Raw genomic sequence first — 22440 nt, 5'->3', positions numbered from 1 at the left:
TAAGTAATTTAGATCAGCCCGGATCGCGGAAACCGGGATGGAAATCCTTCGGCACCGCCACGCTGACGCTGTCGCGGGTGGCGATGTCGATGCCTTCGCTGGCGACTTCGGCGAGGAAGTCGATCTGCTCCGGGGTGATCACGTACGGCGGCAGGAAATACACCACGCTGCCCAGCGGACGCAGCAACGCGCCACGCTCCAGCGCATGCTGGAACACCTTCAGGCCGCGACGTTCCTGCCACGGATAGGCTTCTTTCGTGGCCTTGTCCTTGACCATCTCGATGGCCAGCACCATGCCGGTCTGGCGTACTTCGGACACGTTCGGATGATCCACCAGATGCGCCGTGGCCGACGCCATGCGCTGTGACAACGCCCGGTTGTTCTCGATCACGTTGTCCTGTTCAAAGATATCCAGCGTCGCCAGCGCCGCTGCACAGGCCAGCGGGTTGCCGGTGTAGCTGTGCGAATGCAGGAAGGCGCGCAGGGTCGGGTAATCGTCGTAGAACGCGCTGTACACCTCGTCGGTGGTCAGGCACGCCGCCAATGGCAGATAACCGCCGGTCAGGGCTTTCGACAGGCACAGGAAGTCCGGGCGGATGCCGGCCTGTTCGCAGGCGAACATCGTTCCGGTACGGCCGAAACCGACAGCGATTTCATCGTGGATCAGGTGCACACCGTAACGGTCGCAGGCCTCGCGCAGCAGCTTGAGATAGACCGGGTGATACATGCGCATGCCGCCGGCGCCCTGGATCAGCGGCTCGACGATCACCGCAGCGACGCTGTCATGATTTTCCGCCAGGGTCTGTTCCATGGCCGCGAACATGTTGCGCGAATGCTCTTCCCAGCTCATGCCTTGGGGGCGCAGGTAGCAATCGGGGCTCGGCACCTTGATGGTGTCCATCAGCAGCGCTTTGTAGGTTTCGGTGAACAGCGGCACGTCGCCGACCGCCATCGCCGCCATGGTTTCGCCGTGGTAGCTGTTGGTCAGGGTGACGAAGCGCTTCTTGTTCGACTGGCCGCGGTTGAGCCAGTAGTGAAAGCTCATTTTCAGCGCGACTTCGATGCAGGACGAACCGTTATCGGCGTAGAACACCCGGTTCAGGCCCTCTGGCGTCATTTTCACCAGACGCTCGGACAGCTCGATCACCGGCTGATGGCTGAAACCGGCCAGAATCACGTGTTCCAGTTGATCGACCTGATCCTTGATGCGCTGGTTGATGCGCGGGTTGGCGTGACCGAACACGTTGACCCACCAGGAACTGACGGCATCCAGATAACGCTTGCCTTCGAAATCTTCCAGCCAGACGCCTTCACCGCGCTTGATCGGGATCAGCGGCAGCTGTTCGTGGTCTTTCATCTGGGTGCAGGGATGCCACAACACCGCGAGATCGCGTTGCATCCACTGGTTGTTCAGGCCCATGTTCAGTCTCCTCGAGGCGGCTCGCGTCAGGCGCGGGCAAACAATCGCGCAAGCCTATGCAATGCGTCGCGTCGGGACAACCCATTGTGTCGATTGAGCTACTTTGTATGGGCCGATAGACGTTGCTGGCGGCGTTTTGATGGCTGACGTATTCTTCGCGGTTCTTTGGGTCGTCTGACCCGCAAAACTGCTTTTTCCTACGTGTTTTTCCGGAGTTCGCTGAATGTCTGTCGGTTGGCTGCGCGCCTGTGCGCTTGTGGTGTTGGGGCTGTTTAGCGTTACGGCGCTGGCCAAGGATAAAACCGCGATCGTGATCGGCGGCGGCCTGTCGGGCCTGACTGCGGCTTACGAACTGCAGAACAAGGGCTGGCAGGTGACGCTGCTGGAAGCCAAGCCGAGCCTGGGCGGTCGCTCGGGCATGGCCACCAGCGAGTGGATCGGCAACGACAAGGCTCAGCCGGTGCTTAACAAATACGTGTCGACCTTCAAGCTGAGCACCACGCCGGCCCCTGAATTCGTGCGGACCCCGGGTTACCTGATCGACGGCGAGTATTTCTCCGCCGCCGACCTGGCCACCAAGCAACCGGCCACCGCCCAGGCGCTGAAAGCCTACGAGAAGACCCGCGACGATCTGGCGCGTTCGATTGACGATCCGCAGAACCCGGCCGCGACCAACACCCTGCACGCCCTGGACCAGATCAACGTGTCGAGCTGGCTCGACAAGCAGAACCTGCCAGCCACCGCGCGTCAGCTGATCAACCAGGATATCCGCACCCACTACGACGAACCTTCGCGCCTGTCGCTGCTGTATTTCGCGCAGCAGAGCCGGGTTTATCGCGGCGTGTCCGACCGTGACCTGCGCGCTTCGCGTCTGGTCGGTGGCAGCCCGGTGCTGGCCCAGGCCTTCGTCAAGCAGCTGAAAACCATCAAGACCGATTCGCCGGTGTCCGCCATCACCCAGGACAAGGACGGCGTGACCGTCAAGGTCGGCAGCGTTGGCTATTCGGCGGATTACGTCGTATTGGCCGTGCCACTGCGCGCGCTTAACAAGATCCAGCTGACCCCGGCGCTGGACGCCCAGCACCTGGCGGCGATCAAGGGCACCAACTACGGCTGGCGCGACCAGATCATGCTGAAATTCAAGACGCCAGTGTGGGAAAGCAAGGCGCGGATGTCCGGCGAGATCTACAGCAACACCGGTCTGGGCATGTTGTGGATCGAGCCGGCCCTGAAGGGCGGCGCGAACGTGGTGATCAACCTGTCCGGCGACAACGCCCGTGTGATGCAGGCCTTCGGCGACAAGCAGATGGTCGATCAGGTGCTGATCCGTCTGCACACGTTTTATCCACAGGCCCGTGGCTCGTTCACCGGTTATGAAATCCGTCGCTACAGCACCGACCCGTCGACTGGCGGCTCCTACCTGGCCTTCGGTCCTGGCCAGATCAGCAAATTCTGGCGCCTGTGGGAACGTCCGCTGCAACGCGTAGCGTTTGCCGGCGAGCACACCGACACTTTGTACCCGGGCACCCTGGAAGGCGCACTGCGCACCGGTCAGCGTGCGGCCAGTCAGGTTGAAGACCTGGCGGCGGGCAAATCCTTCGAACCGATCAAGGTCGGCCCGGCAGCGGCCACCGCAGCAGCGGCGGCAGGCGCAGCGGGTGCGGCCACGGCGGCGAAGAAAGGCAACTTCTTCACCAACCTGTTCGGCGGTTCGGACGACGACAAGAAACCGGAGCCAGTGAAAGCGCCAGAGCCGGCACCTGCTCCAGCCGCTCCAGCGCCTGCACCGACCCCGGCTCCTGCGCCAGCCCCGGTAGAAGCACCGAAACCAGCGGCCCCGGTGAAAGCCGAGCCAGCCAAGAAAGCGGCAGCCAAGCCAGCAGCGAAGAAACCTGCGGCGAAGACCGAGGCGAAAAAGGCCCCGGCCAAACCTGCAGCGAAAAAGGCTGAGCCGGCGAAGAAGCCAGCCGCCAAACCGGCTCCGGCGGCAGCGACCGATACCAAGGCGCAGTAACCGTCAGGCATAAAAAAACGCGGCTCAAGGGCCGCGTTTTTTATATCTGAATTTTGGGCAGGTTTTTTACAGAACATCACAGTCCTACATGCATCGGCGATGTATCGGATGCTTCCCACAGAAATACAGGAAAGAAGCGATTGAGGGCGCCTCAGCTTGATTCTATGTTCTTCAATAAATTTGGAGGGCGATATGCAAGCAGTAGTTCTGATTGTTATGTTGGTCGCACTGTCCGGCTGTGTGGATGGTCGATTGGTACTTAAAGGTCATGATTCCGAGTTGGCCCATAAGTGTCGGATAGATCCCTATAAGCCTGATTGTCTCGATCCGCCGCCGTTGTTCAAAAGCTCTTGAAGTCGGGAATTTGGCTGTGATTAGAGACACCTCTCAGGAAAACGTCCACTCATAAACGTCTATCCCGTCCGGCAGCTTTCTCAGCCACCTTGGTTTTGGCTTCTGGATACGGCCGGGGATGAAGCCAAAGCGCGCCCAGCGCAGGCTTCCTGTGCGCTGGTCGTATATCACCAGATTCCCATCGTTCTGTATCACCAGGCAGGTGTTGTACCAAAGTGATTTGTCAGTGCTGTGGGTACTTTCAGCAATCCATATTCGCTTTCTGGAAGCGTCATAAAGGAAACCGTTATTACTGATTACAAACTGTAGGGGCTGATGCATTCTTTTCTGATGCAAGGTCAAACTGTGGGGTTGATGTGCATCTGCAATCCAGACTACAGCCTCTCCATCCTGAATTATCAAATTTCCATCTGCCTGCAATATCAGTCGGAATCGCCCGTTCTCGGATATCAGGAATTGCCCTGCTGACATCGTTTGGTTCGGCGGCAATACTGATGAGCCACTTGCTTGGAATGGGGTGTAACGAATAGCCATGTGTTTCACCTTTTATGTGAGATGTTGAACACTCATTCAATCAAGTTGAAATACACAATTGGCTATACATATTGCTTGGCTGAAACATTTTTTTTCTTGTAATCGATCCCTCAAGGAGAGCGTCTTCCTGCTGAAGAAACCCCCTATGCTCCTGACAGGATTTGCGCAACCTGCGCCTGACATCACGACACAAAATCGTCTTTAATCCTTCCTTAACCCACGACTTTCAGACTCTTGATCGTATTTCTCGATATTTCAAAGCGAAATTTTCCGCTTTAAATCGATAGATAACTCGCTAGTCTTGGTTCGCAGTTCTCACAGGATTTGGGCAATGCAGCTACGTAACTCTTCTTCGCGCTACGGTTGGGTCAGCATTTTCATGCACTGGGGCGTGGCGCTGGCAGTCTTCGGATTGTTCGCACTCGGTCTGTGGATGGTGGGGCTGGATTACTACAGCACCTGGCGCAAAGACGCGCCGGATCTGCACAAGAGCATCGGTCTGGTGCTGCTGGCTGTGATGGTGTTGCGGGTGCTGTGGCGTTTTGTCAGCCCTCCGCCGCCAACGCTGCAGAGCTACAGCCGCATGACCCGCATCGGCGCCAGGTTCGGCCATGGGTTCCTCTACCTTGCGCTGTTCGCTGTGATGCTTGCCGGTTACCTGATTTCCACCGCAGACGGTGTCGGGATTCCGGTGTTTGGCCTGTTTGAAGTTCCTGCACTGGTTTCCGGACTACCGGACCAGGCAGATACCGCTGGGGTGATTCATCTGTACCTGGCGTGGGCGCTGGTAATTTTTTCCGGCCTTCATGCGTTGGCAGCATTGAAGCACCACTTTATCGATCGTGATGCGACCCTTACCCGAATGCTCGGTCGCAAAGCCTGACGTTCAACCTCGACTCAAAGGAAAAGAAAGCATGTTGAAAAAGACTCTGGCCGCTCTGGCAATCGGTTCTGCCGTGCTGTCCGCCAACGTAATGGCCGCTGACTACACCGTCGACAAAGAAGGTCAGCACGCCTTCGTCGACTTCAAGATCAGCCACCTGGGCTACAGCTTCATCACCGGTACCTTCAAGGACATCAGCGGCAAGTTCAGCTTCGATGCTGCCAAGCCTGAAGACAGCAAGATCGAGTTCGACGTGAAGACCGCCAGCGTGTTCACCAACCACGCCGAGCGTGACAAGCACATCGCCAGCAAAGACTTCCTGGACGTGGGCAAATTCGCTGACGCCAAGTTCGTCTCCACCAGTGTCAAATCCACCGGCAAGAACGCCGCAGGCAAAGACACTGCTGACGTGACCGGCGACCTGACCCTGCACGGCGTGACCAAGCCGATCGTGGTCAAGGCCACGTTCCTGGGTGAAGGCAAGGATCCATGGGGCGGCTACCGTGCCGGCTTCGAAGGCACCACCAGCATCAAGCGCTCTGATTTCGGCAAGATGATGGATCTGGGTCCACAGTCCGACAACGTCGACCTGTACATCTCGTTCGAAGGTGTCAAAGCGAAGTAATTTTCGCCAGACATACAAAAACGCCCCCGGTCTTGCGACCGGGGGCGTTTTTTATTGCCTTGTTGAAACTCAGCGATTGCGAGTCAGCAAGGCCGGTTTTTCACCGCGTGGACGGCTTGGCAGTTGATCGAGCTGTTCCGGAGTCGGGAAGCGGTCGGCTTTCGATTCCTTGTGCATGATCTTCGGGCCGCTGCTGCGCGGGTTCTGCACGGCCGGTTCTGCACGTTGCTGATCGTCACGGGCCGGGCGGCGGTTGCGCGGGTTTTCGTCGCGACGACCCTGGCCGTCACGCGGCGCACCGTTGCGCGGGCCGCTGCGTTTGGCCGGTGGGGTGCCGGTGCTCGAACCGTTGCTGTTGCGCGGACCGTTCTGGCGACCTTGTGGCTGGCCACCGGTGCGCGGCGCGCCCGAACCTGCGCCTTGCGCCGGAGCGCCTGGACGACGACCACGGCCGCCGGCCGGAGCCTGCTTCGGCACGTAGTCAACGCGGTTACCGAAGTTATCCACATCGTCGTCGAGGAATTCGTCCGGAGCACGGTCAGCGGCTGCGCGTGGCGGTTGGCTCGGCTGACGCTGTTCGCGGGCCGGGGTGCCTTCGCGCGGCTTCTGTTGACGGGCTGGACGCTCGCCACGCTCACCGCGTTCGCCGGCCGGTTTTTCCTTGCCCTTGTCTTTGCCTTTGTCTTTACGGCCGCCACCACCACCGCCGCCATTCGGGCCGTCGCCGCGTGGGCCACGGGCATTGCGCGGGTTGCGCATGTCCGGACGCTCGCGCACTTCAGGCTTCTCGGCCTCGATGGTGCTGGCATCGAAGCCCATCAGGTCGCCGTCGGCGATTTTCTGCTTGGTCATGCGTTCGATGCTTTTCAGCAGTTTTTCTTCGTCCGGCGCGACCAGCGAGATCGCCTCGCCCGAACGACCGGCACGGCCGGTACGGCCGATGCGGTGCACGTAGTCTTCATCGACGTTCGGTAGTTCGAAGTTGACCACGTGCGGCAACTGGTCGATGTCCAGGCCACGGGCGGCGATATCGGTCGCTACCAGAATGCGCACTTCACCGGCCTTGAAGTCGGCCAGGGCTTTGGTGCGGGCGTTCTGGCTCTTGTTACCGTGGATCGCCACAGCCGGCAGGCCGTGTTTGTCCAGGTACTCGGCCAGACGGTTGGCGCCGTGCTTGGTACGGGTGAACACCAGCACCTGTTCCCAGGCGCCAGCGGTGATCAGGTGAGCCAGCAGCGCACGCTTGTGGCTGGCCGGCAGACGGAATACGCGTTGTTCGATGCGCTCGACCGTGGTGTTCGGCGGCGTCACTTCGATGCGTTCCGGGTTGTGCAGCAACTTGCCGGCGAGATCAGTGATGTCTTTGGAGAAGGTCGCCGAGAACAGCAGGTTCTGGCGTTTGGCCGGCAGGCGCGCGAGGACTTTCTTCACGTCATGGACGAAGCCCATGTCGAGCATGCGGTCGGCTTCGTCCAGCACGAGGATTTCAACGTGGGACAGATCGACGCTGCCCTGGCCGCACAGATCGAGCAGACGACCCGGGCAGGCAACCAGTACGTCCACACCACGGGACATGGCCTGAACCTGCGGGTTCATGCCGACGCCGCCGAAGATGCAGGCGCTGACGAATTTCAGGTCACGGGCATAGATCTTGAAGCTGTCGTGAACCTGGGCCGCGAGTTCGCGGGTCGGGGTCAGCACCAGGACGCGCGGTTGGCGCGGGCCGTGACGCTGGGATTTGTCCGGGTGACCGTTAGGGAACAGCCGCTCCAGGATCGGAAGGGCGAAGCCGCCGGTTTTACCGGTACCTGTCTGTGCCGCAACCATCAGGTCGCGACCTTGCAACACGGCGGGAATGGCCCGCTGTTGCACCGGAGTAGGCTCGGTATAGCCCGCGTCTTCGATAGCGCGGACCAAAGCCTCGGAGAGACCGAGGGAAGCAAAGGACATGAGTAATCCTGTTTTAGTTAGGGCTTGGCCCAATGGGAGTCTTGCCTGGCGCGAATGGCGTTTAAGAGGACGCAATCCCGTCCGGTCCTGCTGCGGTTCCGAAGGCACGTCCGGAGCGCTCGCGCGGGCTGAAAAGCTGCGCTGTAGCGGGTCGGGAGGCCTGTTACGGTTCCGGGCGTCCGGGCGTGAGCCTGGCGGGAACGCCGGAGTATAACAGAGCAATCACTGCGCGCCGCTTTCCTGCTGCTCAACGGTTTTGCCGCTGGCGGTGGCGCTGCCCAGTGGCGCGGTCATGGCCGGGGTCGCGCCGTAGCGTGCGCTGAGCTCGGCATAGGCCGGTTCACGCTTGAAACGCTTGAGTTCGGCGCCGAAGCGCTGCACCAGCAAATCCATCCCTGCGTTGCGCCGAACGGCCAGAAACTGGCTCTGACGGCTGATGACGGTGGGGTTCTCGGTGATCTGGTTGCGGATATTCAGTTCATCGAGCAAGTGCTGGCCCACGCGTCGGTCGGTGATCAGCAGGTCGATCCGCCCGCGCACCAGTTTGCCGAAGTTGGCTTCGTGGGTCGGGGCCGGTTCCCGGGTGAACAGGGTCGACTCGCTGAAGTCCGGGCTGTACAGATAACCCGGCGAGGTGCCGATGGTCAGGCCCTTGAGGTCTTCAAGGCTGCGAAAGGGATGCGGTCGTTCGTTGGCGTAGAACATCACGAATTCGACGTCCGACAGCGGTTCGCTCGGGTAGAGCAGGGTGGCGTCGCGTTCGGCGCTGTGAAAAATGTCCAGTGCGCCGTCGGCCTGGCCGGTTTCGAGCATCGACAGGCAGCGTTTCCACGGCAGGAACTGCCATTCGACTTCGATGCCCAGGCGTTTGAACACGATGGCGGTGGTTTCGTAGTCCAGCCCGAGGTTCTTGCCGTTCTCTTCGTAAACGTACGGCGCCCACGGTTCGGTGACGATACGCAGCTTCTCGCCCCGAGCCGCAAAGCTCAGGCAAGCAAAAACCAGCACGGCGAATAACTGCGTGATCAAAGGCATGACTTGAGATTACGACGAGAAACGCCAAAGAGCCAGAAACTGGCAGCAGAAGCTCTGTTTCGGGCCTTAAAAGCAAAAGATCGCAGTTGCGACAGCCCTGTAAAAGCTGTCGAAAGTTGCGATCTTTTGTTGTGGCAAGAAGCGTTCAGCTTGCGGCGTACAGCGGTCTCAGCGTGGCAACTTCAGGTTGTTCCAGATCGCCAGGCTAGGTTCGGCCTGGTTCATGGAATAGAAGTGCAGACCAGGTGCGCCGCCCTGCAGCAGGCGTTCGCACATTTCGGTGACGACCTGTTCGCCGAAGCGCTGAATGCTTTGGCTGTCATCGCCATAGGCTTCCAGTTGCTTGCGGATCCAGCGCGGGATTTCCGCACCGCAGGCATCGGAGAAACGCGCGAGCTTGCTGTAGTTGGTGATCGGCATGATCCCCGGCACAACTGGAATGTCCACGCCCAGCGCCTGCAAACGGTCGACGAAGTAGAAGTAGCTGTCGGCGTTGAAGAAGTACTGGGTGATCGCGCTGTCGGCGCCGGCACGGGCCTTGCGCACGAAATTGGCGAGATCGTCTTCGTAGTTGCGCGCTTGCGGGTGCATTTCCGGGTAGGCAGCGACTTCGATGTGGAAATGATTGCCGGTTTCTTCACGAATGAACTCAACCAGTTCATTGGCGTGACGCAGCTCGCCGCTGGTCATGCCCATGCCGGACGGCAGGTCACCACGCAGGGCGACGATGCGCTTGATGCCGGCAGCCTTGTACTCGTTCAGCAGGCCGCGCAGATCGTCCTTGCTGTCGCCGACGCACGACAGGTGCGGGGCAGCGGGGATTTTGACTTCGCTTTCCAGCTGCAACACGGTGTTCAGCGTGCGGTCACGGGTCGAACCGCCCGCGCCGTAGGTGCAGGAAAAGAAGTCAGGGTTGTAGGTGGCCAGCTGACGGGCAGTGGCGAGCAGTTTTTCATGCCCAGCATCGGTCTTGGTCGGGAAGAACTCGAAGCTGTAGCGACGGTCTTGGGACATGGAGGGGACCTCCAGCTACAAGCTGCAAGCTTCAAGCTGCAAGAGCAGCGGAGGTGCGCTGGTCTCTTGTGCCTGAAGCTTGCGGCCTGACACTGTTTTGACAAATAGGGGCAGAGCTTTCGGGCTTCGCGCGGCAAGCTCGGCTTGTGGCCTTGCTTGCCGCTTGAAGCTTGAAGCTCGCAGCTGCTCTTAGTAGCGGTAAGCGTGCGGCTTGAACGGGCCTTCGACGGTCACGCCGATGTAGTCAGCCTGTTGCTTGGTCAGTTGGGTGACCACGCCGCCGAAGCCGCGAACCATTTCCAGGGCCACTTCTTCGTCGAGTTTCTTCGGCAGTACTTCAACGGTCAGGCGCTCGGCTTTCTGGGCTGGCGACAGGTCGGCGTACTTCTGGCCGAACAGGAAGATCTGGGCCAGAACCTGGTTGGCGAACGAACCGTCCATGATGCGGCTCGGGTGACCGGTGGCGTTGCCCAGGTTCACCAGACGGCCTTCGGCCAGCAGGATCAGGTAGTCGTCGTTCTGAGCGTCGAAAGCGCCCGGGCCGGTACGGTGAATCTTGTGTACCTGTGGCTTCACTTCTTCCCATGCCCAGTTCTTGCGCATGAAAGCGGTGTCGATTTCGTTGTCGAAGTGACCGATGTTGCAGACAACGGCGCGCTTCTTCAGGGCTTTGAGCATGTTTGCGTCGCAAACGTTGACGTTACCGGTGGTGGTCACGATCAGGTCGATCTTGCCCAGCAGCGCTTTGTCGATGCTGGTTTCGGTGCCGTCGTTGATACCGTCGATGAACGGCGAAACCAGTTCGAAACCGTCCATGCAGGCTTGCATGGCGCAGATCGGGTCGACTTCGGAGACTTTAACGATCATGCCTTCCTGACGCAGGGACTGGGCCGAGCCCTTGCCCACGTCACCGTAGCCGATGACCAGCGCTTGCTTGCCGGACAGCAGGTGGTCAGTACCACGCTTGATGGCGTCGTTCAGGCTGTGACGGCAGCCGTACTTGTTGTCGTTCTTGGACTTGGTCACCGAGTCGTTGACGTTGATGGCCGGGATGCGCAGTTCGCCCTTGGCCAGCATGTCCAGCAGACGGTGTACGCCGGTGGTGGTTTCTTCGGTCACGCCGTGAACGCGGTCCAGAACCTGTGGGTACTTGTCGTGCAGCAGCTGGGTCAGGTCGCCGCCGTCGTCGAGGATCATGTTGGCGTCCCATGGCTGGCCATCTTTCAGGATGGTCTGCTCCAGGCACCACTCGTACTCTTCTTCAGTCTCGCCTTTCCAGGCGAAAACCGGGATGCCGGCAGCGGCGATGGAAGCAGCGGCCTGATCCTGAGTCGAGAAGATGTTGCAGGACGACCAGCGAACTTCGGCACCCAGGGCAACCAGGGTTTCGATCAGCACGGCGGTCTGAATGGTCATGTGGATGCAGCCGAGGATTTTTGCGCCTTTCAGCGGCTGCTCGGAAGCGTACTTGCGGCGCAGACCCATCAGGGCCGGCATTTCCGACTCGGCGATGATGGTTTCGCGACGGCCCCAGGCAGCCAGGGACATGTCGGCAACTTTGTAATCGTTAAAATCTGCAGGCGTGATAACAGCGCTCATGAGAGCCTCCATTCGTAATGTATGCGAATGGGCGCCGTTGTGCGTTTAGTGTCTGGCCTGAGCCAGTCAACGCCCCATCCGAGCCTGACAGGTTGAACCTGCTGCAGCGCCCCTCGGACAGGTGGCGGGAAAACGGTATCAAGTGAACGTTACCGTTTTGAAACGGGGGCGATTATAGCCGTCTAGACTGATCTTCCAAAGGGTTTCTGTCGGCCAAATGAAGATCGCCAATCGCGACCATAGTAGAAGCCTCATGGAGCATGACCGATCAGTCTGCCAAGATGGCGCCCATCTTTCGGCAAACGCTCAGGAGTGAACATGAATTTCCACACCCGCAAATGGGTAAAACCCGAAGACCTCAACCCCAACGGCACCCTGTTCGGCGGCAGCCTGCTGCGCTGGATCGACGAAGAAGCCGCGATCTACGCCATCGTTCAACTGGGCAACCAGCGTGTGGTGACCAAGTACATTTCCGAGATCAACTTCGTCAGCGCCTCGCGCCAGGGCGACATCATCGAGCTGGGCATCACCGCCACCGAGTTCGGCCGCACCTCGATCACCCTGACCTGTGAAGTGCGCAACAAGATCACCCGCAAGAGCATCCTGACGGTCGAGAAGATGGTCTTCGTCAACCTCGGTGAAGACGGCCTGCCGGCACCGCACGGGCGGACCGAAATCAAATACGTCAAAGACCAGTTCAAGGATGAAACGCCTGTTACCGAGTAATCGGCGCGTTCTGTAGAACGGAAGCCGAATGGCGCGTGTCGTAGTTTTATGACCCCGCCACCGGTTTCCCGCCATGACCACGCCAACAGACGGCAAGACCCCCGACCTCTCGGCCAAGGAACAGCACGAAGTCGAGAAAAACCAGCCGCCCCGCGCGGCAGTCCTGCATGAAATCATCCGTAAACAGGGCGACCAGGAACTGGAGCGCAGCATTGCCGCGCTGTGGTGGTCGGCGCTGGCGGCGGGGCTGACCATGGGCCTGTCGCTGATGGGCATGGGCCTGCTCAATTCCCGGTTGCCCGAGGGTGACGAATTCAAGGTGATCGCCAGCTTCGGCTACTGCGCAGGTTTTCTCGCGGTGATCCTGGCTCGCCAGCAACTGTTCACCGAAAACACCCTGACCGCTGTGCTGCCGGTCATGACCAAACCGACGATCCGCAACTTCGGCCGACTGATCCGACTCTGGACAGTCGTACTGTTCGGCAATCTGTGCGGCACGATTCTGGTGGCTTACGTGATGCTCGAGCTGCCGATCTTCGACAGCAAGACCGACGCCGCCTTCCTCGAAATCGGTCGCAAGGTCATGGAAAACCACGCCAGCCAGATGTTCGCCAAGGGCATCGTTTCCGGCTGGATGATCGCCACCATGGTCTGGATGATTCCGTCCATGGAAAGCGCGAAGATGTGGATCATCATCCTCATCACCTACCTCATGGCACTGGGCGACTTCACCCACATCGTGGTCGGCTCGGCGGAAGTGTCGTATCTGGTGTTTGCCGGCGAGTTGCCGTGGAGTGATTTCTGGGCGGTATTTGCCGGACCGACATTGGCGGGGAATATCATCGGCGGCAGTTTCATCTTCGCCCTGATCAGCCATGCGCAGATCCGCAGCGAAAGTGGAAAACCGAAGGAGTCTGCGGACCAGGCCGAAAAGCCCGATCCGCAGCAGATCAAGAAATGATCAATGGTGCGCAGGTTCGGCAGTGGCTGCCGATTCATCACGGGTGGCGTGCTTGACCAGTTTGCCGATGGTCAGTCCCTGCAACAGGATCGACGACAGCACCACGATGTAGGTGATGCTCAGCAGCAGATCGCGTTCCGGGCCCAGCGGCAGGGCCAGCGCCAATGCCACCGAAACACCGCCGCGCAAACCACCCCAGGTCAGGATTCGGATGGTGCCGCGCGGCACTGTGCGCCAGCGGCGCAACAGGACAATGGCCGGGGCCACGGTGAGCAGGCGCGACAGCAGAATTGCCAGTGCCAGCAGGCTCGCCGCCGCCACGTGCAGCCAGTTGAACGGCAGCAGCAACAGCTCCATGCCGATCAGCGCGAACAGCAGGGCGTTGAGCATGTCGTCGAGCAACTCCCAGAAACCGTCCAGGTATTTGCGCGTCATGTCGTTCATTGCCAGGTTGCGACCGAGGTTGCCGATGATCAGACCGGCGACCACCATCGCAATCGGCGCCGAGACGTGCAGCTCGGTGGCCATCGCCGAACCGCCAATCACCAGCGCCAGGGTCAGCATGACTTCGATCTGGTGCTGCTCGATGCTCTTGATCATCAGGTACACCAGATAACCGATCAGCCCGCCGAACAGCACGCCGCCCACTGCTTCATGGACGAACAGCATGGCCGTGGCGCCGACGGTCGGGGTTTCGCCCAGTTGCGCGATGCCCAGCAGCACGGTGAACACCACCACGGCGGTGCCGTCGTTGAACAGGGATTCGCCGACGATGGTGGTCTTCAGCGGCTTCGAGGCATTGGCCGTACGCAACACGCCAAGCACCGCGATCGGGTCGGTCGGGGAAATCAGCGCGCCGAACAACAGGCAGTAGAGGAAGCTCACGTGCCAGCCGAAGAGGGCAAAAATGTAGTAGGCGAGGCTGCCGATCACGGCGGTGGCGATCAGTACACCGAACGTCGCCAGCAGGCCGATGGGCCAGCGGTAGCTGCGCAGGTCGTTCAGGTTGACGTGCAAGGCGCCGGCGAACAGCAGGAACGACAGCATCCAGTTCATCAGCAGATCACCGAAGTCGATCTGGCCGATCAGTTGCTGTACGCGCTCTTCGAGGCCGGGGTAGCCGAGCAGGCTCAGGCCTTGCAGCAACAGGGAAAACATCAGTGCGGTAACCATCACGCCGATGGTCGGAGGCAAACCGATGAAGCGGAAATTCACAAAAGTGAGGAGGGTGGTGAGGCAGATGAAAGCGGCGACGAGTTCAAGCATCCGGGGTCCTTTGGATGGGGGTGAAAAGACAGCGCGCCCGTTCGTGGACGCAAGGGTTGGATGGGCCGATGCCGGGTGGGGGCACAATTGTGTCGCCCAGACAGGATTTTTTGAGATTTGTCTGTGCGCAACCGGTTGCGACGGGGGCGCTTGACGTATAAACAGCGCCTGACACATCGCGAATCAAAGACCTGATCAAATGGCTCAGGTTCAAAAACAAGAATGAAGGAGTGACACGTGCTGGCGACAGCTCTGGTGTTGGTGGCGGCGCTGTTGCACGCAGCGTGGAATACCCTGATCAAATTCAGCGCAGAACGGCTGCTGGTGGTGGCCTGCATGGACACCGTGGCGCTGTTGTTCGTCGCGCTGGCATTTCCTTTCATCAGCCTGCCGCCGCAGGAAATCTGGCCGTGGATTCTGGCGTCGGCGGCGTTCGAGCTGCTCTATCGCTACCTGTTGATCCAGGCCTATCGGGTCGGCGACCTGGGCCTGGTTTATCCACTGATGCGCGGATTGTCGCCGCTGGTGGTACTGGCGCTGACCCTGATCTTCGCCGGTGAAGTGCTGACCACGCAGCAGATCTTCGGGATCATGTTGATCCCGCTGGGCATGGCCTGCCTGCTCTGGCAGGGCGGTGGCGGGAAACACTTGCCATGGTCGATGCTGCCGGTGGTGGCGTTGATCGGGTTGTGCATCGGCTGCTACACCTACATCGATGGCCAGGCCTTGCGGCGCTGGTCGCATCCACTGGATTACCTGGTCTGGGTCACGCTGCTCAGCGCGTGGCCGTTCCCGCTGCTGGCGTGGGTGGCCAAGCGGCCGGCGTTCATGCTGTTCTGGCGCGAACAATGGAAGCTGGGACTGGCGGTCGGGTTCTGCGTGTTGTTCAGCTACGCTCTGGTGCTGTGGGCGATGCAACTGGGGTCGATTGCCGAAGCGGCGGCGTTGCGTGAAATCAGCGTGATTCTGGTGGTGCTGTTCGGCATGCGTTACCTGAAAGAACCTTTCGGTCGGCCACGGCTCTTAGCCTGTGGGCTGGTACTGATTGGCATGCTGGTGATGAAGTTCTGACCCGCCAATACTCTAAAAACTGAAGAAGGACGGCGTTATGACGGTGGCTCTGTGGTGCGTTTTGATTGCGATCTTTCTGCCCTATGTGTGCACGGGCGTGGCCAAGGCTGTCGGTGGTTATCGGCTCAGCGACAATCACGATCCTCGGGATTTTCTCGAAAGCCTGAACGGTCTGGCCCGACGGGCTCATGCGGCGCAACTGAACAGTTTTGAAGTGACGCCGGCGTTTGCGGCGGCGGTGATCGTCGCGCATCTGGTGGGCACGGCGGAGCTGGTGACGGTCAACGTGCTGGCGGTGCTGTTTATCACCAGTCGCCTGCTCTACATCATTTGTTATCTGGCGGACTGGGCGATTCTGCGGTCGCTGGTGTGGTTTGTCGGGATGGGGCTGATCGCCAGTTTCTTCTTCGTTTCGGTCTGACGCTGAACAGATCGCAGACTGACGAAGCCTGCGATCTTTTGCGTTGCGCTTACAGTTTGTCGGCCACCTGCGGCACTTGCGGTAACGCCGCGCCTTTGGGCCAGAGCATCCAGATCTGCCCCTGCTGCTTCATGTCACCGGCCAGTTGCCCGGCGGCCTCACCGGTGCCCCAGAACAGGTCTGCACGAACTTCGCCGGCAATCGCGCCGCCGGTGTCCTGCGCGGCTACCGGGCGTACCAGTGCCGTGCCGTCAGGGCGAGTGGTCGACAGCCACAGCAGGCTGCCCAGCGGGATCACCTTGCGATCCACCGCCGCGCTGTAACCGGCGGTCAGCGGCACATTCAACGAGCCGCGCGGTCCTTCGTTGCTGTCCGGGTTGCGGGTGAAGAACACATAACTCGGGTTGCTGCCGAGCAACTCCGGAATACGCGACGGATTGGCCTTGGCCCAGTTGCTGATGGCGCCCATGGTCACGTCTTCTTTCTTCAGCTCACCCTGTTCCACCAGCCAGCGGCCGATCGGCCGGTACGGATGACCGTTCTGGTCGGCGTAGGCGATGCGCAGTTGCCGGCCGTCATCGGTCTGAATCCGCCCCGAACCCTGGATCTGCAGGAATTGCAGGTTCATCGGATCGGTCAGCCACGCCACCACCGGTGCCTTGACGCCTTTGGTCTCGATGGTCGCGGCGTCGTCGTAAGGCTTGAGCACGCGACCTTCGAGGCGTCCGCGCAGGCGCTTGCCTTTCAGCTCGGGGTAAATGCTGTCCAGGGACACGATGATCATGTCTTCAGGCACGCCGTACACCGGCACGTTGGCGGTCGCTGTTTGCGTCAGGCTGCCGGGGTAGACCGGTTCGTAGTAGCCGGTGATCAGGCCGTTGGGATTGTCGTGCTCGGCGCGCAGCCCGAAGACGTCGAGGTGCTGCTTGAGGAAGCTGCGGATGTCGCCGGCGCTTTGCGGCACATTGGCGGCCGCCGCGCAGGTGGCGCCCCAGATCGGGTCAGCCTTGAGTCGGGTGCAGGCGCTGCGCCACGAACCGAAACCGGCCACCAGATCGTTGTCGGACACTGCGGGCAGCGCTTCCCAGGTGGCGCTGGAGTAAGTGGCCAGTGCGTGGGTTTTCGGCTTGGCACTGTCGCCCCCGGTGCAGCCGGCGAGGATGGCCAGCAGCGGCAGGGTTGCGATGAGTGGGTGACGCCAGGCCTTGAAACGGCTGTTCATGGAGAATTTCCTGTGTCGGTTGCAGGCGTGCTCCATGCGCGCCAGCAACCCGTATTATTAATAGGGCTATTGGTGTTTGGCGGTGACGCGAGGATACTGGCCGCCGAATTCCGTGACCTGAAGCCACCATGACTCTTAAAAGACTTTCTGTTGTATTGCTGGCCTGTCTGACCTTGTCCGCCTGCGGCGGTGTCGATCCGAATTCCCCGCTGGGCCAGCGCAAGGCAATCTTCAAGCAGATGCTCAAGACCGGCGAAGACCTGGGCGGCATGCTGCGCGGGCGCATCGCCTTCGACGGGCCGAAATTCACGGAAGGCGCGGTCAAGCTCGATGCGCTGTCCCATGAGCCGTGGAAGCATTTCCCTTCGGTGCGCGAAGAAGATCACACCAGCGCCAAGGATGATGTCTGGCAGCGACAGGCACGTTTCCAGGAGATGGCCCGCACCCTTGAGGCCGCCACCGGTGAACTGGTGATCGCCAGCAAGGTTCAGCCCTACAAGGCCAGCAACCTGGGGCCGGCGGTACAGAAGGTTGAAGATGCTTGCAGTGCCTGCCATAAAGAATTTCGGGATCATTGATCCTGAGGTGCGGTGAAGGAGCGGGCTCTTTCACCGCACGTTGCCTTCCGGATTACTTGTCCAGTTCGTCCAGCGCGTCCTGCAATTCCTTGCGCGACTCGGCGAGCTTGTTCTTGCGCTTGTCGATCTTCTCCGGGTCGCCTTTCTTCATGGCCTTGTCGAGGTCAGCCTGACGCTTGCTGACTTCGTGCTTGGCGTCGAGCACCTTGTTTTCACGTTCCTTTTTCAGGCCGGCGTCGGTGCAGTGTTCGGTGACTTCGCGCAGGGCGGTTTCGAGGCCGGCCTGCTGGTCGGCGTTGCCGCGGGATTTGGCCTGTTCGATCTGATTGATGATGCCTTGCTTCTTGGCAGCACAACCGGTCAGGCCCGGGGCGTCTTCGCCAGCCATCGCGGGGGCGGCCATTACGCCGCAAAGAGTCAGCAGGGCGAGCGGTGCGAGAAATTTCATAAAAGCTCCATGTGCAAAGGCAATCGGGTCGTGAAAGCACTGCGCTCTTGGAGCGCCTCGGCGACCGTTGGGTTCCCGGCGTACCGGGATGCATGTTCAGAAACCGTCGATTCCGGCGGCACGTAAGGTTTCACTCAGGACCAGCACCTGCGGGTCGCGGAAAAAAGCGCTCAATTGCGCCGCGCGACCGGGGCCGATTCCGGGCTCTGCCTGCCATTGTTCGGTATTTCGTTGTGCCAGCGCTTGCCATGAGTCAGCCAAAGAAGCCTGGCCGGTCGGCGGCAGCCCGAGGGCTTTGAGCCACTGGGTGAACGGCCGTTGGCGAGCGCTGTGAAAACTGTGCGACAGGCGAGCGCTGCTGCGTTCGCCGAGGCCGGCAATCTTAGCAAGCTCTGGCCCGTCGAGGGTCAACCAATCCAGCAGGCTGTTCAGGCGGCCTGTTTCCAGAAGTTTCTCCCACGTACCGCGCCCGACATGGGGCAGTGCCAGCCCTTGCTTGCCGCCAAGCCAGGTCAGGCGCGCGAGGAACTGACCCTCGCATCCGGGCGTTGGTTGCCAGCAGCTTAGCGCGTGAAAGTCGCTGGCGAGTGGAGCGTTCAGCTCGACGCGCTCTGTGCTGCGCAGCACAACGCTGTCGAGTCGCGGAATCGTCAGCCCGGCCAGGCTGATCGCCACTTGGTCGCCGGGACGAATGTCCAGTTCCTGCCAGCGTTTGAGTGAGCTGACGCTGACGCGTCTGATCTGGCGATCATCGAGCATGACCGGCGCCAGTTCCAGCACGGGGGTGATGCGCCCGGTACGGCCGATCTTGAAATCGACCTTGCGTACATCGGCCAGTGCTTGGGCGAACGGGTACTTCCAGGCCACGGCCCAGAAAGGCGAGCGCGCCTGCCAACGTTCGGCCGCAGGGCGCAGACTTTGGCGCAAGACGATGCCATCACTGGCGAAGGGCAGCGGTGAGCGATACCAGTGATCACGCCACTTTTGCGCCTCGGCAAGATCACCAACGGGATGGCTGTAAGGTTCAGTCGTGGCGAAGCCCAGTGATGCCAGTCCGGTGATTCGCTCTGTGAGGCTGCTTGGGCCCAGCGGCCAGTCCCAGACAAAAAGTCCGATGCCTGCTGCCTGTTCGGCACTCAAGTCCTTGCGTCCCATCAGGCCGGCGACTGTCGCTCGGGCGTTGGCGCTGCCGGCACGGGCCTGGATATGGTCGTTCAGTCGCCAATAGAGTTCACCCTGCACTGACAGGTCCAGCGGTTGTGTCAGTTGTCGGGGAATGGCGTTGATCTTGTGTGCCGATGCAGTCCAGTCCTGCCCGCGAACTCCGTCGCCGCGACTGATCGCCTGCTGCAAACGTCCGGCGCGATAGACCAGCGTGACGGCCACGCCATCGACTTTGGGTTGTGCCCAGACGTCCTTGCGATCGTGCAGCCAGGCTTCGATGTCCGCTGCGTCGTGAAGTTTGTCGAGGCCGGTATGAGCGATCGGATGTGCGACCGGACCTGACGCCGTCCGTAACGGCTTGGGCGGTGGAGGAAGTTTGAAGCACTCGCGCCATTCGCCGAGTCGGGTGCGGGACTGATCATAGAGTTCGTCGCTGATCAGTGATTGGCCTTCCCGATGATAGGCGTCGTCCCACTGATCGACCTGCTGCTGCAGGGCGGCGATTTCGGTTTGTGCACGGTCGGCGGGCCAGGCGGGGCAATCGTCAGCGAAGGCGCTGAGGTGGATGAAAACCGGCAGGAAAAAGAAAAACAGGCGCAGTGTGGCAAGCATCGTGAGCGTCCTTGCTCAGAGAGATACCTGAAGGCTAGCCGGGATTTTCAAGCGGGTCGGTCGGCTGTTTTGCCGGTTGTTTCGCGGCCATGAAAAAGCCCCGCACGGCGCGAACCGTGCGGGGCTTCTTGTACCGCCGGGGAAGTCTTACAGACCGGCAGCAGAACGCAGAGCGTCGGCGCGGTCGGTTTTTTCCCAGGTGAACGTGGTGAAGGTGTCTTCGCCAACGGTCTTGGTCTGCGGAGCGCGGCCGAAGTGGCCGTAGGCTGCGGTTTCCTGGTACATCGGGTGCAGCAGGTCGAGCATGGTGGTGATTGCGTATGGACGCAGGTCGAACACTTCGCGGACCAGTTTGATGATCTTGTCATCGCTGATCTTGCCGGTACCGAAGGTGTTCAGCGAGATCGAAGTAGGCTGGGCCACACCGATCGCGTAGGAAACCTGAATCTCGCAACGCTCGGCCAGGCCGGCAGCCACGATGTTCTTGGCAACATAACGGCCAGCGTAGGCGGCCGAACGGTCAACCTTCGATGGATCCTTGCCGGAGAACGCGCCACCGCCGTGACGGGCCATGCCGCCGTAGCTGTCGACGATGATCTTGCGACCGGTCAGACCGCAGTCACCTACCGGGCCGCCAATGATGAACTGGCCGGTCGGGTTGATGTGGAACTGGGTGTCCTTGCTCAGCAGTTCGGCAGGCAGCACGTGCTTGACGATCAGCTCCATCACGCCTTCGCGCAGGTCTTTGTACGACACTTCAGGGTTGTGCTGGGTCGACAGAACAACAGCGTCGATACCCACAACCTTGCCGCCTTCGTAACGGCAAGTCACTTGCGACTTGGCGTCTGGACGCAGCCAAGGCAGCAGACCCGATTTGCGGGCTTCGGCCTGGCGCTGAACCAGCTGGTGCGAGAAGGTGATCGGTGCTGGCATCAGCACGTCGGTTTCGTTGCTGGCGTAGCCGAACATCAGGCCCTGGTCGCCGGCGCCCTGATCTTCAGGCTTGGCACGGTCAACACCCTGGTTGATGTCAGGGGACTGCTTGCCGATGATGTTCATCACGCCGCAGGTCGCGCCGTCGAAGCCGACGTCGGAGCTGTTGTAGCCGATGTCGAGAATCACGTTACGCACGATCTCTTCCAGATCGACCCAGGCGCTGGTGGTCACTTCACCGGCAACGATGGCCACGCCAGTCTTGACCAGGGTTTCCACGGCAACGCGTGCGTGTTTGTCCTGGGTGATGATGGCGTCCAGCACCGCATCGGAAATCTGGTCGGCGATTTTGTCCGGATGCCCTTCGGACACGGACTCGGAGGTGAAGAGGGAGTATTCGCTCATCTCGATGTTTTCCTGAATTTACCGATGGTGAGTGTCGCCAGTCGGTCGCTGAAAATGGCGGACCTGAATCTGGAAACCATTACGTAAGCCTACATAGAGGCTGTCCCCGGGAACGAGTCCCGCAGCGGTGGCCCAACGGGCCAGATCGTCCTGTTCAAACCCCAACCACAGATCACCGCAGGCCTCCCTGGCCCAACTCTGGTTGTGGCTACATAACTCTGTCACGAGCAGGCTACCGCCCGGTTGCAGCAGGCTGGCCATGTGCTTGAGCGCTTCGGCCGGCGCGGCGAAATGGTGCAACACCATGTTCAACACCACGCAATCGGCCTGAAGGCTCACGCCATTCAATGCATCGGCCAATTGCAGGCTGACGTTAGCCAGCTTTTCACGTTCACATACCTGGCGGGCCAGTTCGAGCATCGCCGCGCTGTTGTCCAGTGCGGTTACGGTGCCGAAACGACGGGCCAGTTCCGGCAGGAAAGCACCATCGCCGGGGCCGACTTCGATGGCCGAGGCTGCACCATCGAAATTCAGTTTGTCGAGCAGGGCCAGCACGCTTTCACGGTACTGCGGCAGGCCGGCAATCAAATCCTGCTGGGCGCGGAATTTCTCTGCGACCCGTGAGAAAAAATCCTGGCTGTTGGCAGCACGCTGCCCATGTACCTGTGCGATCCGCGTTTCCACGTCGGCCGGCAGCGCCAGATTGTCGACTTCTTCTAACAACGCCGCGTGCAACTTGCCGCCCAGCAACTCGGTGTGGGGCAGGGCGCGGCGATAGAAAACCGCATTGCCTTCACGGCGAGTCGCCACCAGATCCGCCTGTGCCAACACTTTAAGGTGATGGCTCATGCCGGACTGGCCGATATCGAAGATCTGCGCCAGTTCCAGAACGCCGAACGAATCGTTGGCCAGGGCGCGCAATACATTCAGCCGCAGCGGATCGCCGCCGGCCTTGCACAGGGCCGCCAGCTCGTCGCAATCGTCATGGCGAATGGAAGGCACGCGTAAGTTCATAGGGCCAGCAGTCTAGAGACGGCCGGAAAACACCGCAAGGTCAATATCAAAAAGTTTTGATATTGCTCGATGGATGGCGCTTTTTATTGCACTTCTCACTGACCGGTTAACTCTACAGACGAACAGCGGAAAGGTTTCACCAGCCGAAACCGATGTTATCCATGGGAAAAACGTCTCCGGATGACTATCTG

20 protein-coding genes and 1 riboswitch are annotated in these 22440 nt (G+C 60.4%); of the genes, 8 read left to right on the top strand and 12 right to left on the bottom strand.

Going from position 1 to position 22440, the window contains the following annotated elements; translation table 11 throughout:
• Window positions 1-13: 13 nt before the first annotated feature.
• Complete coding sequence (locus AC3WRD_RS03460; RefSeq protein WP_102619711.1) at window positions 14-1420, bottom strand: adenosylmethionine--8-amino-7-oxononanoate transaminase; 1407 nt, start codon at window positions 1418-1420, stop codon at window positions 14-16.
• 223 nt (window positions 1421-1643) lie between these two features.
• Between AC3WRD_RS03460 and AC3WRD_RS03455 the strand changes: the two genes are divergently transcribed.
• Window positions 1644-3434, top strand: a complete 1791-nt coding sequence (locus AC3WRD_RS03455) for a flavin monoamine oxidase family protein (RefSeq protein WP_102619712.1) — start codon at window positions 1644-1646, stop codon at window positions 3432-3434.
• Between the two features lie 387 nt (window positions 3435-3821).
• On the opposite strand, the gene AC3WRD_RS03450 is transcribed toward AC3WRD_RS03455, so the two are convergent.
• The gene (locus AC3WRD_RS03450; RefSeq protein WP_102619713.1) at window positions 3822-4322 is read right to left on the bottom strand and encodes a hypothetical protein; all 501 of its coding nucleotides are present in this window, start codon (window positions 4320-4322) and stop codon (window positions 3822-3824) included.
• Between the two features lie 331 nt (window positions 4323-4653).
• Here AC3WRD_RS03450 and AC3WRD_RS03445 point away from each other — a divergent pair, with 331 nt between their 5' ends.
• Both AC3WRD_RS03445 and AC3WRD_RS03440 read left to right on the top strand, forming a co-directional pair.
• Complete coding sequence (locus AC3WRD_RS03445; protein ID WP_102619714.1) at window positions 4654-5205, top strand: cytochrome b; 552 nt, start codon at window positions 4654-4656, stop codon at window positions 5203-5205.
• Window positions 5206-5236: 31 nt separating this feature from the next.
• The gene (locus AC3WRD_RS03440; RefSeq protein ID WP_096817658.1) at window positions 5237-5830 is read left to right on the top strand and encodes a YceI family protein; all 594 of its coding nucleotides are present in this window, start codon (window positions 5237-5239) and stop codon (window positions 5828-5830) included.
• A 69-nt stretch (window positions 5831-5899) separates the two neighbouring features.
• Here the strand turns inward: AC3WRD_RS03440 and rhlE2 are convergent, their stop codons facing one another.
• The 4 genes from rhlE2 to ahcY form a co-directional block, all read right to left on the bottom strand.
• Window positions 5900-7780, bottom strand: a complete 1881-nt coding sequence (gene rhlE2, locus AC3WRD_RS03435) for an RNA helicase RhlE2 (protein ID WP_096817662.1) — start codon at window positions 7778-7780, stop codon at window positions 5900-5902.
• A 222-nt stretch (window positions 7781-8002) separates the two neighbouring features.
• On the bottom strand, window positions 8003-8815 hold the full coding sequence (locus AC3WRD_RS03430; protein ID WP_096817664.1) for a substrate-binding periplasmic protein: 813 nt from the start codon (window positions 8813-8815) through the stop codon (window positions 8003-8005).
• A gap of 168 nt (window positions 8816-8983) precedes the next feature.
• Complete coding sequence (metF, locus tag AC3WRD_RS03425; protein ID WP_007959683.1) at window positions 8984-9829, bottom strand: methylenetetrahydrofolate reductase [NAD(P)H]; 846 nt, start codon at window positions 9827-9829, stop codon at window positions 8984-8986.
• Window positions 9830-10018: 189 nt separating this feature from the next.
• On the bottom strand, window positions 10019-11428 hold the full coding sequence (gene ahcY / locus AC3WRD_RS03420) for an adenosylhomocysteinase (RefSeq protein ID WP_096817673.1): 1410 nt from the start codon (window positions 11426-11428) through the stop codon (window positions 10019-10021).
• A 22-nt stretch (window positions 11429-11450) separates the two neighbouring features.
• Window positions 11451-11549, bottom strand: a riboswitch (S-adenosyl-L-homocysteine riboswitch).
• Between the two features lie 197 nt (window positions 11550-11746).
• Between ahcY and AC3WRD_RS03415 the strand changes: the two genes are divergently transcribed.
• Both AC3WRD_RS03415 and AC3WRD_RS03410 read left to right on the top strand, forming a co-directional pair.
• Window positions 11747-12154: an acyl-CoA thioesterase gene (locus AC3WRD_RS03415; protein ID WP_007959686.1), complete on the top strand. Its 408-nt coding sequence runs from the start codon at window positions 11747-11749 to the stop codon at window positions 12152-12154.
• 73 nt (window positions 12155-12227) lie between these two features.
• A complete protein-coding gene (locus tag AC3WRD_RS03410) occupies window positions 12228-13115 on the top strand; it encodes a formate/nitrite transporter family protein (RefSeq protein WP_102619715.1) in 888 nt (295 codons plus the stop codon).
• Here AC3WRD_RS03410 and AC3WRD_RS03405 read toward each other — a convergent pair whose 3' ends face one another.
• Window positions 13116-14381 (bottom strand): cation:proton antiporter, encoded by a 1266-nt coding sequence (locus AC3WRD_RS03405; RefSeq protein ID WP_102619716.1) that lies wholly within the window; start codon window positions 14379-14381, stop codon window positions 13116-13118.
• A gap of 237 nt (window positions 14382-14618) precedes the next feature.
• On the opposite strand from AC3WRD_RS03405, the gene AC3WRD_RS03400 reads away from it, so the two are divergent.
• Window positions 14619-15452, top strand: a complete 834-nt coding sequence (locus tag AC3WRD_RS03400; RefSeq protein WP_096817687.1) for an EamA family transporter — start codon at window positions 14619-14621, stop codon at window positions 15450-15452.
• 37 nt (window positions 15453-15489) lie between these two features.
• Window positions 15490-15873, top strand: coding sequence for an MAPEG family protein (locus tag AC3WRD_RS03395; protein ID WP_102619717.1), 384 nt, complete (start codon window positions 15490-15492; stop codon window positions 15871-15873).
• Window positions 15874-15922: 49 nt separating this feature from the next.
• Here AC3WRD_RS03395 and mltA read toward each other — a convergent pair whose 3' ends face one another.
• On the bottom strand, window positions 15923-17095 hold the full coding sequence (gene mltA / locus AC3WRD_RS03390) for a murein transglycosylase A (RefSeq protein ID WP_102619718.1): 1173 nt from the start codon (window positions 17093-17095) through the stop codon (window positions 15923-15925).
• A gap of 128 nt (window positions 17096-17223) precedes the next feature.
• Here mltA and AC3WRD_RS03385 point away from each other — a divergent pair, with 128 nt between their 5' ends.
• Window positions 17224-17673, top strand: a complete 450-nt coding sequence (locus tag AC3WRD_RS03385; protein ID WP_102619719.1) for a c-type cytochrome — start codon at window positions 17224-17226, stop codon at window positions 17671-17673.
• 52 nt (window positions 17674-17725) lie between these two features.
• On the opposite strand, the gene AC3WRD_RS03380 is transcribed toward AC3WRD_RS03385, so the two are convergent.
• From AC3WRD_RS03380 to AC3WRD_RS03365, 4 genes are all read right to left on the bottom strand, one after another.
• On the bottom strand, window positions 17726-18121 hold the full coding sequence (locus tag AC3WRD_RS03380; RefSeq protein ID WP_102619720.1) for a DUF1090 domain-containing protein: 396 nt from the start codon (window positions 18119-18121) through the stop codon (window positions 17726-17728).
• A gap of 96 nt (window positions 18122-18217) precedes the next feature.
• A complete protein-coding gene (gene ligB / locus AC3WRD_RS03375; RefSeq protein WP_102619721.1) occupies window positions 18218-19897 on the bottom strand; it encodes an NAD-dependent DNA ligase LigB in 1680 nt (559 codons plus the stop codon).
• A gap of 147 nt (window positions 19898-20044) precedes the next feature.
• Window positions 20045-21235, bottom strand: coding sequence for a methionine adenosyltransferase (metK, locus tag AC3WRD_RS03370; RefSeq protein WP_096817710.1), 1191 nt, complete (start codon window positions 21233-21235; stop codon window positions 20045-20047).
• A gap of 18 nt (window positions 21236-21253) precedes the next feature.
• Entirely contained in the window at window positions 21254-22249 is a 996-nt protein-coding gene (locus AC3WRD_RS03365) for an ArsR/SmtB family transcription factor (protein ID WP_102619722.1), read from the bottom strand.
• Window positions 22250-22440 lie beyond the last annotated feature (191 nt).

The sequence above is a fragment of the Pseudomonas sp. FW215-R2 genome (assembly GCF_058789255.1).
Note: the sequence above shows the minus strand (reverse complement) of the source record. Positions and strands in the feature narration are given on the sequence as shown.

What these genes read in the sequence shown, in the direction of transcription:
- AC3WRD_RS03395 (WP_102619717.1), top strand. Translation starts at nt 15,490, where the DNA reads ATGACGGTGGCTCTGTGGTGCGTTTTGATTGCGATCTTTCTGCCCTAT.
- AC3WRD_RS03455 (WP_102619712.1), top strand. Translation starts at nt 1,644, where the DNA reads ATGTCTGTCGGTTGGCTGCGCGCCTGTGCGCTTGTGGTGTTGGGGCTG.
- AC3WRD_RS03430 (WP_096817664.1), bottom strand. Translation starts at nt 8,815, where the DNA reads ATGCCTTTGATCACGCAGTTATTCGCCGTGCTGGTTTTTGCTTGCCTG.
- AC3WRD_RS03450 (WP_102619713.1), bottom strand. Translation starts at nt 4,322, where the DNA reads ATGGCTATTCGTTACACCCCATTCCAAGCAAGTGGCTCATCAGTATTG.
- AC3WRD_RS03385 (WP_102619719.1), top strand. Translation starts at nt 17,224, where the DNA reads ATGACTCTTAAAAGACTTTCTGTTGTATTGCTGGCCTGTCTGACCTTG.
- metK (WP_096817710.1), bottom strand. Translation starts at nt 21,235, where the DNA reads ATGAGCGAATACTCCCTCTTCACCTCCGAGTCCGTGTCCGAAGGGCAT.
- AC3WRD_RS03410 (WP_102619715.1), top strand. Translation starts at nt 12,228, where the DNA reads ATGACCACGCCAACAGACGGCAAGACCCCCGACCTCTCGGCCAAGGAA.
- ahcY (WP_096817673.1), bottom strand. Translation starts at nt 11,428, where the DNA reads ATGAGCGCTGTTATCACGCCTGCAGATTTTAACGATTACAAAGTTGCC.
- AC3WRD_RS03445 (WP_102619714.1), top strand. Translation starts at nt 4,654, where the DNA reads ATGCAGCTACGTAACTCTTCTTCGCGCTACGGTTGGGTCAGCATTTTC.
- metF (WP_007959683.1), bottom strand. Translation starts at nt 9,829, where the DNA reads ATGTCCCAAGACCGTCGCTACAGCTTCGAGTTCTTCCCGACCAAGACC.
- AC3WRD_RS03405 (WP_102619716.1), bottom strand. Translation starts at nt 14,381, where the DNA reads ATGCTTGAACTCGTCGCCGCTTTCATCTGCCTCACCACCCTCCTCACT.
- AC3WRD_RS03440 (WP_096817658.1), top strand. Translation starts at nt 5,237, where the DNA reads ATGTTGAAAAAGACTCTGGCCGCTCTGGCAATCGGTTCTGCCGTGCTG.
- AC3WRD_RS03460 (WP_102619711.1), bottom strand. Translation starts at nt 1,420, where the DNA reads ATGGGCCTGAACAACCAGTGGATGCAACGCGATCTCGCGGTGTTGTGG.
- rhlE2 (WP_096817662.1), bottom strand. Translation starts at nt 7,780, where the DNA reads ATGTCCTTTGCTTCCCTCGGTCTCTCCGAGGCTTTGGTCCGCGCTATC.
- ligB (WP_102619721.1), bottom strand. Translation starts at nt 19,897, where the DNA reads ATGCTTGCCACACTGCGCCTGTTTTTCTTTTTCCTGCCGGTTTTCATC.
- AC3WRD_RS03415 (WP_007959686.1), top strand. Translation starts at nt 11,747, where the DNA reads ATGAATTTCCACACCCGCAAATGGGTAAAACCCGAAGACCTCAACCCC.
- AC3WRD_RS03380 (WP_102619720.1), bottom strand. Translation starts at nt 18,121, where the DNA reads ATGAAATTTCTCGCACCGCTCGCCCTGCTGACTCTTTGCGGCGTAATG.
- mltA (WP_102619718.1), bottom strand. Translation starts at nt 17,095, where the DNA reads ATGAACAGCCGTTTCAAGGCCTGGCGTCACCCACTCATCGCAACCCTG.
- AC3WRD_RS03365 (WP_102619722.1), bottom strand. Translation starts at nt 22,249, where the DNA reads ATGAACTTACGCGTGCCTTCCATTCGCCATGACGATTGCGACGAGCTG.